10 protein-coding genes, 1 tRNA gene and 1 pseudogene are annotated in these 15,664 nt (G+C 40.3%); 5 read left to right on the forward strand and 7 right to left on the reverse strand.

All coding sequences use genetic code 11. The features are described from left to right. Positions 1-170: 170 nt before the first annotated feature. The 4 genes and pseudogenes from FN756_RS06200 to FN756_RS06215 all read left to right on the forward strand — a co-directional run bounded on the left by FN756_RS06200 (position 171) and on the right by FN756_RS06215 (position 3,724). Positions 171-1,655 (forward strand): FG-GAP repeat domain-containing protein, encoded by a 1,485-nt coding sequence (locus FN756_RS06200; RefSeq protein ID WP_142602447.1) that lies wholly within the window; start codon positions 171-173, stop codon positions 1,653-1,655. A 70-nt stretch (positions 1,656-1,725) separates the two neighbouring features. After that, positions 1,726-1,799 (forward strand) — tRNA-Pro (locus FN756_RS06205). 303 nt (positions 1,800-2,102) lie between these two features. After that, positions 2,103-3,092 (forward strand): annotated as a pseudogene (locus FN756_RS14755) (anion permease). A 5-nt stretch (positions 3,093-3,097) separates the two neighbouring features. Next, entirely contained in the window at positions 3,098-3,724 is a 627-nt protein-coding gene (locus tag FN756_RS06215) for a hypothetical protein (protein ID WP_142602449.1), read from the forward strand. A gap of 175 nt (positions 3,725-3,899) precedes the next feature. Here the strand turns inward: FN756_RS06215 and FN756_RS06220 are convergent, their stop codons facing one another. Then, a complete protein-coding gene (locus tag FN756_RS06220; RefSeq protein WP_142602451.1) occupies positions 3,900-5,993 on the reverse strand; it encodes a glycoside hydrolase domain-containing protein in 2,094 nt (697 codons plus the stop codon). 157 nt (positions 5,994-6,150) lie between these two features. On the opposite strand from FN756_RS06220, the gene katG reads away from it, so the two are divergent. Then, entirely contained in the window at positions 6,151-8,343 is a 2,193-nt protein-coding gene (katG, locus tag FN756_RS06225; RefSeq protein WP_142602452.1) for a catalase/peroxidase HPI, read from the forward strand. Between the two features lie 130 nt (positions 8,344-8,473). On the opposite strand, the gene FN756_RS06230 is transcribed toward katG, so the two are convergent. The 6 genes from FN756_RS06230 to FN756_RS06255 form a co-directional block, all read right to left on the reverse strand. Further along, complete coding sequence (locus FN756_RS06230) at positions 8,474-10,039, reverse strand: efflux MFS transporter permease (protein WP_142602454.1); 1,566 nt, start codon at positions 10,037-10,039, stop codon at positions 8,474-8,476. Positions 10,040-10,044: 5 nt separating this feature from the next. Further along, positions 10,045-11,103, reverse strand: coding sequence for an HlyD family secretion protein (locus FN756_RS06235; protein ID WP_142602456.1), 1,059 nt, complete (start codon positions 11,101-11,103; stop codon positions 10,045-10,047). Between the two features lie 7 nt (positions 11,104-11,110). Next, a complete protein-coding gene (locus tag FN756_RS06240; RefSeq protein ID WP_142602457.1) occupies positions 11,111-12,442 on the reverse strand; it encodes a TolC family protein in 1,332 nt (443 codons plus the stop codon). Positions 12,443-12,468: 26 nt separating this feature from the next. After that, positions 12,469-13,542 (reverse strand): AI-2E family transporter, encoded by a 1,074-nt coding sequence (locus FN756_RS06245; protein ID WP_142602459.1) that lies wholly within the window; start codon positions 13,540-13,542, stop codon positions 12,469-12,471. A gap of 35 nt (positions 13,543-13,577) precedes the next feature. After that, complete coding sequence (locus FN756_RS06250; RefSeq protein ID WP_142602461.1) at positions 13,578-14,018, reverse strand: potassium channel family protein; 441 nt, start codon at positions 14,016-14,018, stop codon at positions 13,578-13,580. A 128-nt stretch (positions 14,019-14,146) separates the two neighbouring features. Then, entirely contained in the window at positions 14,147-15,559 is a 1,413-nt protein-coding gene (locus tag FN756_RS06255; protein WP_246085437.1) for a carbohydrate porin, read from the reverse strand. Between the last annotated feature and the right edge of the window lie 105 nt (positions 15,560-15,664).

Consider the following 15,664-nt stretch of genomic DNA (forward strand, 5'->3'; position numbering starts at 1 on the left):
CAAATGCAAACAAAGCTTCCCAATAATCAAACTAAAGTCTTTTAAAATTTAAGCAATGCATACTGGTTATAAAATAGCCATATGCCATTAAATTGATTATGAATACATTTCTTCCTATGTTTGGGCAAAAATTTTCTTTAATGTATTTATAACTCAATTAAAATTGATGCATGAAAAAAATTATATACTTTTTTACTACAGCATTTATCCTTTTTTTGTTTGGTTGCTCTAAAGATAAAACCGACCCCGTTCAGTTATCATCCGAAAAAAACATCGCAGAATTTAAATTTTTAAAGTCGTTAAACCCGACACTCGACAAAGACTACATTGGGACGATAGTTGATAATACCATAAGCTTGAGCATGATTAGAGGTATTGATATAAGTAATTTAAAAGCAACTTTTCAGGCATCAGCCAAGTCAACATTAAAAATAGCCTCTTCGATTCAGGAAAGCGGAGTAACTCAGAATAATTTCAACAATGCTATTACCTATACGGTTACAGCTGCGGATAATTCAACAAAAAATTATACCGTTTCCATCACTTTTGATGGGATAGCGGCAAATCCGAATATTAACCAAACAACGTCCTATTATCTCTATATACAAAACAACTTATATACCGATCTGAAAACCGTGATGCCGGTTTCTCCTAAGGGTGCCCCTTACGATCCCGTTCTTTATAATTCTCGTGTCTATTGTGATTTTGATAAGGATGGCGACATGGATATTATGGCTGCCTCATTTAATTATCCGGATAATATTGGTTTGGATGTAGAATATTACAAAAACAATGGAGGCACATTTGTAAAGGATCAATCCGTTTTTGGCTCAAATATTCCAAAATATGTACAAGGCAGAAAAGCAATTATTGGCGATTTTGATAAAAACGGATGGATGGATGTGGTCATCGCAGGTACTGGTGTGGATAAAGATCCATATCCCGGAGAAACTGCCCAAATTATATTTAACAATAATGGCCATTTCACTGCGCAAACGCTGCCGTTGCCTGCCGGATTTTATCATTCTGTTTGTGCGGGAGATATAGACAATGATGGAGATATGGATTTATTTTTTACCAATAATTTTTCAATTGGTAAATTTCTCATTAATAACGGAAGTGGGAGCTTTACTTATGATGCAAGTATTTTCCCTTCTACTATGGGAAATAAAACCTATTTCACCTCCGAATTATATGATCTTAATAAAGATGGCTACTTGGATCTTGTATGTACAGGCCATGAAGAGCCGAATTGGACTGAATCAGTCGTTTTGTGGGGCGATGCTTCCGGAAAATACAGCGAAAACAGAAAGGCCGTTCTCCCGACAGTTCAAAATAATAGTGTAGTAGTTGACATTGATTTTATGGATTTTAACTCAGACGGAAAAACGGATATTATTCTTAACCGTACAGGAGACGGAAAAGGAAGCCTAGCTTTTTATCAGGGATATTATATTCAATTTCTCCGAAATGATGGAAACAGTTTTACGGATGTATCTTCTGCAGTTATGCCAAACAATAAGGATACAAACGCCAAATGGATCAATTGGCTACGCGTTTGGGATGTAGATAAGGATGGTGACCTCGACATAACATCGGATGAAAAATGGTATAATCTGGAATGGAAAAATAATAATGGTGTTTTTTCGAGATAATCTCGGTAATATTTTAGAAATGGCTGTCTTTCAAATTTTAAGACAGCCATTTCTTTCGCTTAACTGCCTTCGGGATGTAGCGTAGCCCGGTATCGCGCAAGCATGGGGTGCTTGAGGTCGTCGGTTCGAATCCGGCCATCCCGACTTTTAAACAGCCTTTTAAAGCATATCTGGAACATTTGTTTGTTTTTCAGAATGAGTTTTAAAAGGCTTTTTTGTTAGTTGGTGTACCTTCTGGTGTACCCCCATTTTTAGCGGTTACGTTAAACTCACAAACTAACAAAACACGGGCGCATGCAAAGGGGAAATCTCTCCATTAATTTCTTTACATTACGGACGGATTAATTAATCCCATAACAACTAAATGTAAAAGACAACTTTCCCAATAATTAATCAATGGCTTTCGATGGTGCACATATTCTATTAATCATTGGAATTTTATCCGTAATGGCCTATGATTTCACTAATGGATTTCATGATGCAGCCGATATGATAGCAACCGCAATTGCATCCATGTCAATGACCCCAAAAACTGCAATTATCATTGTTACTGTATTTACTTTCGCAGGACCGTTCTTGGGTGGAGTCGCTGTTGCAGATACAATCGGAGAATTTGTAAATATTAAAGGGGTATCTTCTCTTATATCACAGAGCATCACCATTTCTGCAGTACTTTCAGCCATCACTTTCAATCTTATTACCTGGAAATTGGGATTACCAAGCTCTTCTTCGAATTCGCTAACAAGTGGTTTGGTTGGAGCTGGATTATTTACTATAGGAAATAGTCATATAAATTGGGGAATTGCAGCATTGATGCAGGGACATATTCAGGGGTTTATTAAAATTGTTATCGGAATGGTTTTTTCTCCCTTGGCGGGGTTCATCATTGGTTTTTTTCTGATGAAAATTATGCTAAAGGCAATGAAACGGCTTACTATAAAATCAAAAAAATATTTTATTGCCATGCAGTATGTAACCGTTTCATGGCTGGCATTCAGCCATGGAACAAATGATGCATAAAAAGGAATGGGAGTTATGGCAATGTTACTTCTTGCCAGCAAGGTTTACCCTGAGTTTTGTGTTCCCTTGTGGGTAATAGTAGTGTGTGCAAGTTCGATCACCGCAGGAACATTATTCGGAGGATGGAACATTATTAAAACAGTAGGTTACGGAATTTACAAAGTGAGATTAATTCATTCTATTGTTGACCAAATTGGTTCAGCGCTGATAATAATTTCATCATCTGTAATTGGAGCCCCAACTTCAACAACACAGGTCGTAACTACTACGCTCATGGGAGTTGGGGCAGGTGAGAGGCCACACCACGTTAGGTGGATGGAAGCAAAATCCATTGCTGCAGGATGGTTACTGAACATTCCTGCCTGTATGTTGTTTGGTGCATTTTATTGTTTCATTTTTCTAAAAATACTTTCTTAAGTGTCATGAGCTTATTAAATAAATTATCTGATTTTATTCTTCCAAAAGAACTTGACTTTTTCGGAAGTCTTCATGAGCAAAGTGTTATTACCCAGCGTGTTATTATAATGCTGTATGGAATTTATATTGAAAAATCAGAAACGTCTGAACAGCTTGAAGTCATCATTGAGAAGGCCAATGATGAGCGTGTAAAAAAAATGAAGGAGTTAAATGAAGTCATGATAACTCCTGTTGATAAAGAAGCCATCAGCAGAATTTATCTTCAGCTTGACTGGATTGTTCTTAGTATAAAGCATCTCAATGTTGAAATTGCGGCCTACAATATTTCCTCGCTAACAGAGTATGGAAAAATATTTTTGTTGTTGCAAAAACAAATCGAGAAAATGAATGATTGCTTCTTAATGCTGAAACAAAAAAAATATGAAGAAGTGATGATGTCAGCGAATGAAATTATTTTACTGGATGATGAATTGATAAAGGAATATTCAACACAATTGGCAAATCTTTTTACCAGTGATTCCATTAAACATATTTTCCGACACAAAGAAATCTTGACGCAGTTGAAAGAAATCAGCAAACGGATTCATGTTTCCGTCAATAGTATTGAAGATATAGTTTTTAAATTGAACTGATGAATAATCAAACAATTATAGCCGCTGTGCATTGAACGTATAATGACAGCTAAGATCTAGTCACAGAAGAAACCCGATGAAAAGTAGTATTTCAGAAAATATCTAAATCAACGAGTAAAGGGTCGCAAGACCCTTTACTCGCTTTTAAATCATATTTCGTGGATAAAAACAACATTTATGGAAGTAGCGGGTTTGAAAGTAGCGATGAGATCCACTGATCATTTATTCCCCATGATTTATTGGGTTCACTTCCGGCAGTAATTACCATTTTTCCTCCAGTTTCCAGGTCTTGGTGCGAAATCCAATTACGGGTAAACGGTTTGCCGTTTAGTGTAACCGATTGAATATAACGATTGTGTTCTGTAAAGTTTTTTACAGTTATATTAAATTGCTTATTGCCGGGCAAATTAATGTTTACTGATGGAAACAAGGGTACGTTGAGATAATAAACCGGCCAGCCTACGCAGGCAGGAGACATCCCTATGGCGGCAAACACGTACCAGGCCGACATTGCCCCGGCATCATCATCCATGGTGCGGATATAAGCATCAGGACTGTTTTTGTAGATTACATTAACAAAAGGATCAATCCCGCGACTGTTATCATTAAAGTAATATTGTACAACGGTATCGACAGCATATTTGTGCATTAATGCCTGTGATTTCCAGGGTTGCGTCGTCATGTTATACATTAATGGTACCTGTATGTCAGGCTCGTTCGCATGGTTGTAGTAGTCGTTGTCAAAAAAGGTATCTAATTGTTGAAGGTAGGATTTTTCGCCTCCTGCAAGCGAAATCAATCCCTTTACATCAAAGGGCACAAACCAGCGGTATTGCCAAATGGTGCCCTGGTACATACCTCTTGCCGAAACCTGGTCAACATCACCGCGGCTCAGGTCTTTAAAGTCATTTTCCCAATAATCCTTGTAGGCTGCTGCTTTTTGAAGGTAGTGTTTGCTTAATTCCTCATTGCCCTGGGCTGCAAGAATTTGTGCCAGTGCCCAAGTGTCGTAGCTTGATTCAAGAGCTTTATCAGGATGGATAAAGTCCAGCCGGTTTACATCGGCAATTAACGAATCGGTAATCTTATTAAAATCAACAGGGTAACCTTTGCGATAGGCATCCAGCAGTACAACAATAGCGTGTTCGGTACGTACCGTGTTTGATGGTTCATGCTGGGTGGCATAATCTTTTTTGCCAGACTGATATAGTCTAGCAATTGAAGTCACCATGTCCTTGTAACGCTCAGGATATAAAAGGGATAGGAGGGGTAGTTGAGTACGGTAGTTATCCCATATTGCCCAGCCATTATAGGCAGCGCCAGTAGTATGCTGTAAGCTCCCGTCAGAGGCGCGGAAGCTGCCATCCGGTTCTGACACTACATAAGGCGATTGTGCCGTACGGTATAGCATTGAATAAAAAACTTTTTCACGTTCGGGATTGCCCTTAACTGTAATGCGGTTTAATACATCATTCCAGTCGGCTTTGCTTTTTGTTAATGCATTTTCATAAGTATGGCCGGTAATTGCCATTTCAGCATGCGCAACATCAACCGATGAAAAGGCGATATGTATTCCAATGGTATTGCTCAATGTTGAAGCATCCGCAATCAAAACATGTTCGTCAACTTTTTTAAAACTCACCGGGTTATCAAATTTTAACCGATAATAAACACGATAAACTCCTGCGTTGCAAGTTGTTTTTGACTCTATCCAGCCGCACAGGCCGTCGCTTTTCAGTTCATGCTCCTCGGTCACAAAACGGTTGGCGAGGGTATGTTTCAGGTTTATTAAAAAACCTTTTTGTTTCGAAGCCGGGAATTGATATGTTTCTACACTTTGCTTTTGATACACCGCAAATCGCGCCTTAATACCATTGATAAAACCTACTTCATAAAAACCCGGACCGGCCGCTTCAGTGCTTTTTAAAAGTGGGCAATTGTTGGCATCAGCGCCTATAAAAGGTTTGATTAGGATGTTGCCGCCGCTGCCTTGGCAGCCTACGCCTTCCACACGGTTATGTGTAAAACCCAAGAATACTTTGGCGTTATGTTCATAACCCATGTGCAGGTTAGGATAGGTTTGAGGCCCAACGCTCATCATACTAAAGGGAGATGACGCCGCGGGTGACATTTGCCCGTGATCGCCGGATGAACCGATAAAAACGTTTACCTTATCAGCAGATGTTTGACTGACCCTGCCTTGATTTTGCTGTGCAAAACAAAAGGCTGCACTCATTATTGCCTGTAGAAGCAAAAATGTTTTTTTCATATAGATGAAGTTTGTTGAAAACAATAGATTTTCTGCAACTAAAAATAGCCTAAAATATCAGATATAAAAAAGTCATGAGTTTTAGGAGATTTACCATTACAGGCATCCAATTGGTTTGTAAACAATTTTGTAAATTGTAAATAAAAAATCTTAAAACATGGAAAATGCCTTTAATGATAAAAATAAGTGCCCATTTCACAATGTTGGCGGCAGTGGTCCACAAAACCGCGATTGGTGGCCCAATCAGTTAAAGTTAAACATCTTGCGACAATATTCTTCTTTATCGAATCCGATGGGAGAGGATTTTAACTATGCTGAAGCGTTCAAAAGCCTTGATTTGGCAGCTGTGAAAAGGGATCTTCAAACTTTGATGACGGATTCACAAGATTGGTGGCCGGCAGATTTTGGCCATTACGGACCTTTATTCATCCGCATGGCGTGGCATAGCGCAGGCACCTACCGCATAGGCGACGGTCGGGGAGGCGCCGGCGCCGGACTACAACGTTTTGCCCCACTTAACAGCTGGCCCGATAATGCCAACCTCGACAAGGCACGCCGGCTGCTTTGGCCCATCAAACAAAAGTACGGGCAGAAAATTTCCTGGGCCGACCTGATGATTCTTGCCGGAAATGTGGCTTTAGAATCAATGGGTTTCAAAACCTTTGGCTTTGGCGGCGGGCGTGAAGATGTTTGGGAGCCTGCCGAGGATGTTTACTGGGGTTCTGAAACCAAATGGTTAGATGATAAACGCTACTCAGGAAACAGAGATCTTGAAAATCCGCTGGCCGCCGTACAAATGGGACTTATCTATGTGAATCCGGAAGGGCCAAACGGCAACCCTGATCCAATTGCAGCGGTGAAAGATATACGCGAAACGTTTGCCCGTATGGCCATGAATGATGAAGAAACGGTTGCGCTGATTGCCGGTGGCCATACGTTTGGTAAAGCGCACGGAGCCGGAGATCCTGCACTTGTAGGGGCGGCGCCCGAAGCTGCCGAGATAGAGGAGCAAGGCTTAGGATGGAGAAACAGTTTTGGATCCGGAAATGGGGCAGATACATTCACCGGTGGCCCTGAAGTTACTTGGTCGCAAACGCCTACCCAATGGAGTAATAATTTCTTCACAAACCTTTTTAACAATGAGTGGGAGCTTACCAAAAGCCCTGGAGGTGCGCATCAGTGGGTTGCTAAGAATGGTGTAGATGCTGGTGCTATTCCTGATGCTCATGATCCTTCAAAAAGCCATGCACCAGCCATGCTCACTACCGATTTGTCTTTGAAGCTTGATCCTGTTTATGAGAAAATTTCAAGGCGCTTTTACGAAAACCCTGATGAGTTTGCCGATGCCTTTGCCCGCGCATGGTTCAAGCTAACTCACCGCGATATGGGGCCTCTGGCACGTTATTTAGGACCTGAGGTTCCTGCAGAAGAATTGATTTGGCAAGACCCAATTCCCGCCGTAAATCATAAATTGATTGATGCAAAAGACTTTTCTACATTGAAAGCCAAAATACTGGACTCAGGATTGTCTGTTTCAGAATTAGTGTCGACGGCTTGGGCGTCGGCTTCAACCTTCAGAGGGTCCGACAAACGCGGTGGCGCCAATGGTGCCCGTATTCGCCTCGAGCCTCAACTAAATTGGGAAGTCAATAATCCTCCACAACTGTCAAAAGTATTGAAGACGCTTGAAGGGATTCAACATGAATTTAACAGCGCTCAATCTCACGGAAAAATGATTTCGCTTGCCGATCTCATTGTATTTGCCGGTTGTGTTGGCGTAAAAAAAGCCGCAAAGAATGCCGGTCATGATGTTACGGTTCCATTTACTCCCGGTCGTATGGATGCCTCGTTGGAACAAACTGACGTTGATTCTTTTGCTTTTCTCGAGCCTGCTGCTGATGGTTTCCGTAATTATTGTAAAACGAATTATAAAGAATATAGCGAAGAGTTATTGGTGGATAAAGCACAGCTACTTACACTCACTGCTCCGGAGATGACGGTTTTAGTGGGAGGTATGCGTGTGTTGAACACCAATTTTGATCAGTCTAAGCATGGCGTTTTCACCAAACGCCCTGAAGCACTTACCAACGACTTCTTTGTAAATCTGCTCGACATGAGGACCGTTTGGAAGGCAACTTCTGAATCAAAAGTAGAATTTGAAGGACGTGACCGTGCAACCGACAAACTAAAATGGATGGCAACCCGGGCAGATCTCATCTTTGGCTCGAACTCTGAGCTGAGAGCGCTTGCCGAAGTTTACGCAAGTAAGGACGCTGAGGAAAAATTTATAAAAGACTTTGTGGCTGCATGGAACAAAATAATGAATTTGGATCGCTTTGATAAGGCTTGATTTAATTCAGTTCGCATTTCCAGGAACTCTAAAAATAAGGAAGGATCTGACAATTCAGATCCTTCCTTATTTTATTTAGATTTTTTAGTGGCTATTATAATATGTTGTTGTTTGATTTGTATCCAATTATTCATATCGGTATCGGTTCTACATCAATACGCGCTAAAGGTCTTCTTCCAATTCCTAAGAACAGCACTAACAGAATGGGTATAAAATTCAACCCCGCCATCACTAAATAAATATCCTTATAGGTCAGTAATGTAGCTGGTTCAGCCATTTCTGATTGCAATGGATTGTCGGCCATTTTATCAGCGGCTGCCGGTTTTAGTCCTTTTGATAAATAATAGTTTTTTGTGTTTTGATGTTTTTGTGCTGCCACTTCATTTAAGGGGGTTAACTGCTGACTAATCCCGGTTTTATGGTGAATGATGGTATTGGAGATGAACGTACTCAATACGGAACCGCCAATAAGGGTTGCAAAAACAATTCGGGCAAGTACGCCACTCATCATTCTGGAAGTGCTTAGGGGTTTCGGCACATTTTCGGAAATGTATAATGCACTTAAAACGTATAAAAAACCAATGCCAATTCCTTTTAGGATAAAGGGTAAAACAAAATCCTGTTCGCCAATTCCAGGGTAAAACCTGAAAAACATTAACAGATGATACAGGCTAAAGGCAAGAAAACCCAGAATGGCAGCAACACTTAAATAAATTTTATGATACATCATGTAAGTGCATACCGGGACTGAAATAACCAAACCAACAAAGATGTACAAGTGCGTTCGGGCAATGTACAATTCATTAAAGCCGAGTAAACCAGCCATATAGCCCATGATTACACTTCCGGTTCCGTTAGCCAGTCCTATCAGGAAAAAGAACAAGGAGCCCAGCACTACGTTTTTATGCTTAAAAACCTTCAGGTTGAAAACCGGATTGGCACTGTGTTGAGCATATAAAATATACCCTCCGGTTACTGTCAAAAACAAAGCAACTCCAAATGCGATTTTTGAATCGGAAAACCACTCTCTGTTTTGCCCCTCTGCTGCCAAATACAATAGAGGTATTAGAAACAAGATCAAAATGAGCCATCCCTTAAAGTCAAAACGAAAAGGCTGTTTACCCAATACCACGTCTTTCCTAATAAAAACAAAGGTTAAAAGTATGCATAGAAAAAAATTGATATTGAGCAGAAGTAAGGAAGTTCGCCAGTCATAAATAGTTGAGAATTGTGCTCCAAAAAATTTATAAAGGTTGCTGCTTCCTTGAATGATGAATTGAACAATACCATACATAATGGCCATATTCAGTGTCGGATTATAACTGAACACAATTGGAATAATCGCTGCTACAATTCCGAAAATGGTAAAAAAAGCAAGTAAGGATCTGCAGATGGTAAACCAAAGAATATCGGGAGCATATGCCGAACAGGTATTCAGAATAATTGAAATGATGATGATTGAAAGCATCATCGACTTTAGAGGAAATATTTTTGCAAGCTCGATGGCCAAAGGCAAACCAGCAACCAATGAAAACACGGGCACCAGGCTCATGTACATAAACTCAACAGAAGATGCTCCAAAATGCCCTTGCAGTTGCGAACTCACATAACCGGTCGCGTTGAGCACATTCAAAAAAGGAACGATCAGCAGGTACAATCCTGTTACCTTTAATAACTCACCTTTTTTCCATCGCATCTACTTCATTTTATGATTTCTATAGAAACATTCATGCCCGGTTTTATTTCGCTAAGTTTTTCAGGCGGGTCAGTAAACGCTACCCGAACGGGTATACGTTGTGTGATTTTTACAAAGTTCCCTGTGGAGTTGTCGGGGGCCACCATCGAAAACTTGGCACCAGTAGCGGGCGAAAGATTGCTGACTCTTCCTTTAAAGATTTTTCCGCCTAAAGCATCCACCCTAATGTTAACAAGTTGCCCCTCCTTAATGGCCTCCATTTGTGTTTCTTTAAAGTTGGCAATCACCCATTTTTTATTTTGAACAACAATTTCGGCCACTACCTGATTTACATTTACTAATTCTCCGGCATGAATGGTGCGTTCGCCAACAATACCATCGGCGGTGGCCACTATTTTTGTATACGACAATTGCAGTTTGGCAGCGGCAAGGTCGGCTTCTTTGCGTTGAACAGTTGCTTTTGCCGATTCAATATTTAGCTGATTTTGTTCCGTAACCGACTTGCTGGCGATTACCTCACTTTTCATGGCCTGAAGGTTTGCTTCTTCTGACTTTAATTGAGCCGTCACCTGATCGTATTGATTGAGCGTAACTGCCGAATCTCTGAACATGTTGGTAAAACGCTTATAGTTTTTTTCGGCTTTTTCAAGGTTGGCGGCATTGCCTTTTAGTCTCGCTGCCGTTGAGTTTTCCGACGATTTAGAAGTAATCACAGCTTGTTTTATAACGGCAAGGTTGGCTTGTGCAATGGCTAAATCAGCTTCGGCCTGTGCTACTTTAATTACGAACTCTTCGTCATTCAATAACACCAGCGTATCGCCGGCATGCACCACCCCAAATTCATTAAATTTTATTGCTTTTATATTACCTGTTACCCGAGATGTCACCGCGGCTATATCGGCGTCAACCTGTGCATTATTGGTTTTGATGCTGTTGCTAAAGTCAAAAAATAGGGAGGCCATCCATATCATGCCGGCAATTAAAAACAGGATCGCAATGATTTCGATAAACCGATTTTTTTTCGGTTTTTTATCGGCTGCTTCCCTATTTTTTTCGTCGGTCATAATATATTTAATTCAGTTTGCCCATTGAGTATAACAATGAATAATATTGAATAATTGAATCAATAATTGCCTTGTTTAGCGATAGGTTTGAGTCGTTAACCTGCAGCTCAGCGTCAATCATATCAATTATCAAAGCAAAATCATTGTCGTACCTGCTTTTTACAATTCTGTAATTGAGTTCAGCCATCTCAACATTTTTTCGATAAGCTACAATGTTGCTTTTACTCTCTATAAAATGCACGTAATCAGATTTTACTTCCTGATCAATATTATTCTTAACCTGAGCGATATTGTCATCTTCTTTTTTAATTTGAAGCTTATCTGCTTTCACACGATGATTCAAATTGTAAATGCTCGAGATGTCGTAACTGAGACCTATCCCCACTGCCCAATAATTTAAGATGTCGGGCTGTGGAGGGAAAGTGCCTGGAACCGGATAATTGGAGCTATAGAGCGCAGTACCTGAAATGGCCGGTTTGTAAAAACTCCTGGTCATTTTAAGCGACATTTCCGCGTAATTCTTCTGCAGCAATGATTGCTTTATTTCATTTCGGTTTGCAAAAGCTTCCTGGCGGCATTGTTCGTACTGCAGGCTATCGCCCGGAATTACTAAAACAACTTCTTTTGGCCGTAGCCGGGTATTACTGGGCAATCCGGTTTGTATGCATAAATAATTGCTTAACAAATCAATATCATTCCATGTTTTATAAACCTGAATTTCAAAATTGGATAGTTGTAATTGGGTTCGGGTAAGATCACTTATCAGGTTTTGCCCGTTTGCAACTTTCGACTCCAGTTGTTTGATATTGATTTTTACATTTTTAATGTTCTCTTCTATAATTTCAACTTCACGATAGAGCTTGTAAAGCGTATAAAACTGAGTAATAATTGAAAGCTTCAATTGATTCTCAGTCATTGATAATAGTTCATTTTGGATACGGTTTACGATTTTGCTTTGTTCTATTTGAGTATTAATTTTTCCTCCCAAATAAATAGGTATCCCCGCTGCCAGGTTCCAGGTTGCCTGGTGATTATGGTAATTAATGGTGGTGTCGTTTGAATAAAAACCACGATACAAAACAGGGTTCCCGATGAAGTTGTAATTACCTGCAAAATTAACATAAGGCGCCCTGGCTATTTTTGCCGATTCTATGTTCTCGACGGTAATGGCATGATCCTTTTGCGCCATTTTTAGCTGAAGATTATTTTGTTGGGCAAGCTGAGTTATTGCCTCAAGACTGATTTCTCGTACAAGTAGTTCTCTGTTTTGTGCGAATATGGGATCTATATCACCTATTATTAATGAAGCTGCAACCAGAAAAGTAATACGAGTCACCATATCTTTCCGTCATTGATCAAAAACGTTCATTCTTGTTTCATTGCCCCTTCCTGAACCCATAATCCTGTTAATTTATACCCTAATGAAAGAACAACGGCCCCTGTAAACATGCCAATAAATCCGGATAGCATAAATCCGCCTATGGCTCCCAAAAAAATGACAATCATAGGAACAGGAGCGCCCTTACCCATTAGCAATGGTTTAAGCACGTTGTCACTTAAGCCGGCAACAAGAATGATGATGGCCCAGAGGGTTGCCGGAACCGGCTCCTTAACGGAGTATATATAAATGATAATAGGAATCGCCACGATGGCACCCGGCAATTGAATAAGGGCCAGCAAAAACACCAGTATTGCCCACAAGCCGGCAAGGGGAACTCCTGCTAACATAAAGCAGAGACCCATGATGATAAATTGGATAAATGCAACGCCTAAAATACCCTTGGATACGTTGCGAATGGTTTGGGCCACTAATTTGTTAAACTCCTCAGCTTTGTTTCCAATGAGGCGCCGGGAGAAATCCAGGGCTGATTTTTTAAATTCTTCACTATAGGCCAGAAATATTCCCGCAAGAATGATTGAAAGGCTGAACGACAAAATATTAGTAATAACGCCTTTTACGGCACTTACCAATTTTTGACCGGCTTCTACAATTTGTTCTCGATGTGCTTCAATTGAAGCTTCTAAATTTTTGGAGGCTAAACTCCATTCTTTGTAAAGGTTTTCTCCAATAAATGGCCATTGTGCAACCTTTTCATTGGGAGGAGGAATGATGAGCGTGCGTTCATCCAGTGCCGTTTTTAATTCTTTTGCTTCCTTGACAATTGAAGATATTAATATGACTGAAGGAATGAGTAAAATGGACAGCAGTAAGATGGTGATCAGACTACTGCTAAGCGCTTTTTTTCCTTTCATCAATTTAAGAAAGCGCGTGTACATGGGGAAAATCGTAATGGCCAAAATTGCGCCCCAAAGTACCGGGCCTAAAAACGGAAAAATAATTAGCCCGCACCAGGAGATGAGCATTACTATTAATAGGAGTTTTATCGAAAGATCGATTGTTTTTCTTTCCGACAAATTATGTTCTTGCTCGTTATTCATAGCCTTTGAAATTTGTAAGATTCAATAGTAAAAGGTCATGTTTTTTGTTTTGCCATAGTGAACATGCGTTCTACCACGGCGTAAAACATTGCAGTTGACCAACCAAACAATAGAATTCCATTCATGGCTTCAAAACCACTCATAATGCGCCACACCGGCGGAAGCGTAATGTCGCCATAGCCTAATGTGGTATAAGTTACCATTGAGAAATAGATTGCATCTTCCCAGTGCTTTATTTTATCCAGCTCTGGAATAGCCAGATAGGCCAGGGCCCAAAGACCTATTTCTATATAGTGCATCAGCATTAAAATAATGGAGGTATAAGAAAGTAATTTCATGATTTTAGTGAACCTCAACACCTGATCCTTTATAGCATGTTTGCGTAAGAGGAAATTCAGCCACCACGATGTACCTAAACCATGAATAAAAATGGTTGAAGAAATAATGACGAGGCTAATAATAATTTGTAGAAACATTTGCTATAAGTAGATAGTATTCAAATAGGTAAGTAGTTGTAAAACAGCTGTTTAAATATACTAAATATAAATTGTTTTTGGAGTGCGGACATTTCGCTTTTTTTAGGATCCGGAGTTTTTTTAACAATTTAAAACAACCACCACTCAGCTCTCACGCCCAAATAATGCCCCCACTTTTTGCTGCCTACTTCAGTAAGGAATGGGGAATACAAATTGTCTGCGGCAAATTGGTTGTATTTTGCCACCGAATAAATAAGTCTAAAATGTGGTCGTGCCCAGGGATCAGCTTTTGCCGTTGGTACAATAGTGGGGACCAGGGAAAACTTCGTCATGGATGCTGAAGACTGGATTCCATCTTTACGGTTGGTATAATGAAGCTCGGCAATCAGGTGAAGCCAATTTTTTATATACCAGAAATTGCGTGCCCCAATTGCGTATTCTGTTTTTCGGTTAAATAATTCCCGACCATAATAATCGAGCGCTTTGTTATCGCTATCGGCCGCACCATGACTTTTGGTGTATAAGGCATACGCATTGATACTGTATTTGGGTGAAACGTTAAACAGAAAATGATCGACAAAGGAAATGCAGTAGGCCTTGTTGAATTTGTTGGTTTGCAGATCAGGTGCACCATACGTGAGCCATGTCTTTGAGTTGCCGCCATCATTCCCGTTGGCAATGCCATGTCCGTAGCGGATGGCCACCTGGTTGAATGAACCTTTTATGGCCGAATTAATGCTAGTGACGTGTTTAAGACCCAACACCCAGCCGCTGGCAGCAGGGTAGTTAAATGCTGTGGCAGTATCTTCTGCAGAGGCATCGGCAAGGCGGTGGTACTCTCCAAGCAGTTTGATGCTTTGTTTATTATTGTTAAAAGGGAAAGTGTGTTCAAGTATCGCCATGCCTCTGCTTCGTAGGCCAAGCCTTTGAGTGCCGTCGATAATGCCTACATAAAAATTTGGAGGTACAGCATTACTGGTGTCGACGGTGCCTGGGAATAACACTGCAAGGGTAGTATTTTTATATGATACGCCGAATCCCTGTGCGCTGTGGTCGTCGAAGTAAAAATGGTCTGCAATATGTACATCATTAAAACGAAAATATTTTGAACCGATCCATGCGCTCCATTTTGAGCCCAGAATAGTATTGAATTCGGCATATATTTCGGGCAAGGCAATAGTAATACCCCCAAAACTTGAGGAATTGACATTTCCTATCAGTTGCCCCTTGCTGCTGTATAAAGCCATTCTCGCCTGTACGTTGATCTGTGTAGTGTCGCTTTTCTCATTTTCTGTTTTGAAATGAAGTGCTGTTAAAAGTTCAACATAATCGGCTTCCTCCATTCTTCCGCCAATGGAACCCATGCCGTTAAGGTTAAAGGAACGTCCGATGTTTCCTTTGATGTCTGGTGAAAAACCGGCTCCTACGCGACCGTAAGAACCAAATGAAAATAGTTTATTGAAAGTTGTCTGTGCCGTGGACCTGGCAGTACAAAAAATCATGAATACAACAGCGGTAAGTGATAGGTAATGTTTTTTCATAGCAGGTGTTAAGTACTAAGTCTCCATATTGATACCGTTATTGCGCTTGAAAAGAGCTTTTCATTTTTTGAATTTGACCTGACGAGATATGAATTGACTGATAAG

It is taken from the genome of Solitalea koreensis (assembly GCF_900182575.1).
GTDB classification, from domain to species: domain Bacteria; phylum Bacteroidota; class Bacteroidia; order Sphingobacteriales; family Sphingobacteriaceae; genus Solitalea; species Solitalea koreensis.

What these genes read in the sequence shown, in the direction of transcription:
- FN756_RS06200 (WP_142602447.1), top strand. Translation starts at nt 171, where the DNA reads ATGAAAAAAATTATATACTTTTTTACTACAGCATTTATCCTTTTTTTG.
- FN756_RS06215 (WP_142602449.1), top strand. Translation starts at nt 3,098, where the DNA reads ATGAGCTTATTAAATAAATTATCTGATTTTATTCTTCCAAAAGAACTT.
- FN756_RS06220 (WP_142602451.1), bottom strand. Translation starts at nt 5,993, where the DNA reads ATGAAAAAAACATTTTTGCTTCTACAGGCAATAATGAGTGCAGCCTTT.
- katG (WP_142602452.1), top strand. Translation starts at nt 6,151, where the DNA reads ATGGAAAATGCCTTTAATGATAAAAATAAGTGCCCATTTCACAATGTT.
- FN756_RS06230 (WP_142602454.1), bottom strand. Translation starts at nt 10,039, where the DNA reads ATGCGATGGAAAAAAGGTGAGTTATTAAAGGTAACAGGATTGTACCTG.
- FN756_RS06235 (WP_142602456.1), bottom strand. Translation starts at nt 11,103, where the DNA reads ATGACCGACGAAAAAAATAGGGAAGCAGCCGATAAAAAACCGAAAAAA.
- FN756_RS06240 (WP_142602457.1), bottom strand. Translation starts at nt 12,442, where the DNA reads ATGGTGACTCGTATTACTTTTCTGGTTGCAGCTTCATTAATAATAGGT.
- FN756_RS06245 (WP_142602459.1), bottom strand. Translation starts at nt 13,542, where the DNA reads ATGAATAACGAGCAAGAACATAATTTGTCGGAAAGAAAAACAATCGAT.
- FN756_RS06250 (WP_142602461.1), bottom strand. Translation starts at nt 14,018, where the DNA reads ATGTTTCTACAAATTATTATTAGCCTCGTCATTATTTCTTCAACCATT.
- FN756_RS06255 (WP_246085437.1), bottom strand. Translation starts at nt 15,559, where the DNA reads ATGAAAAAACATTACCTATCACTTACCGCTGTTGTATTCATGATTTTT.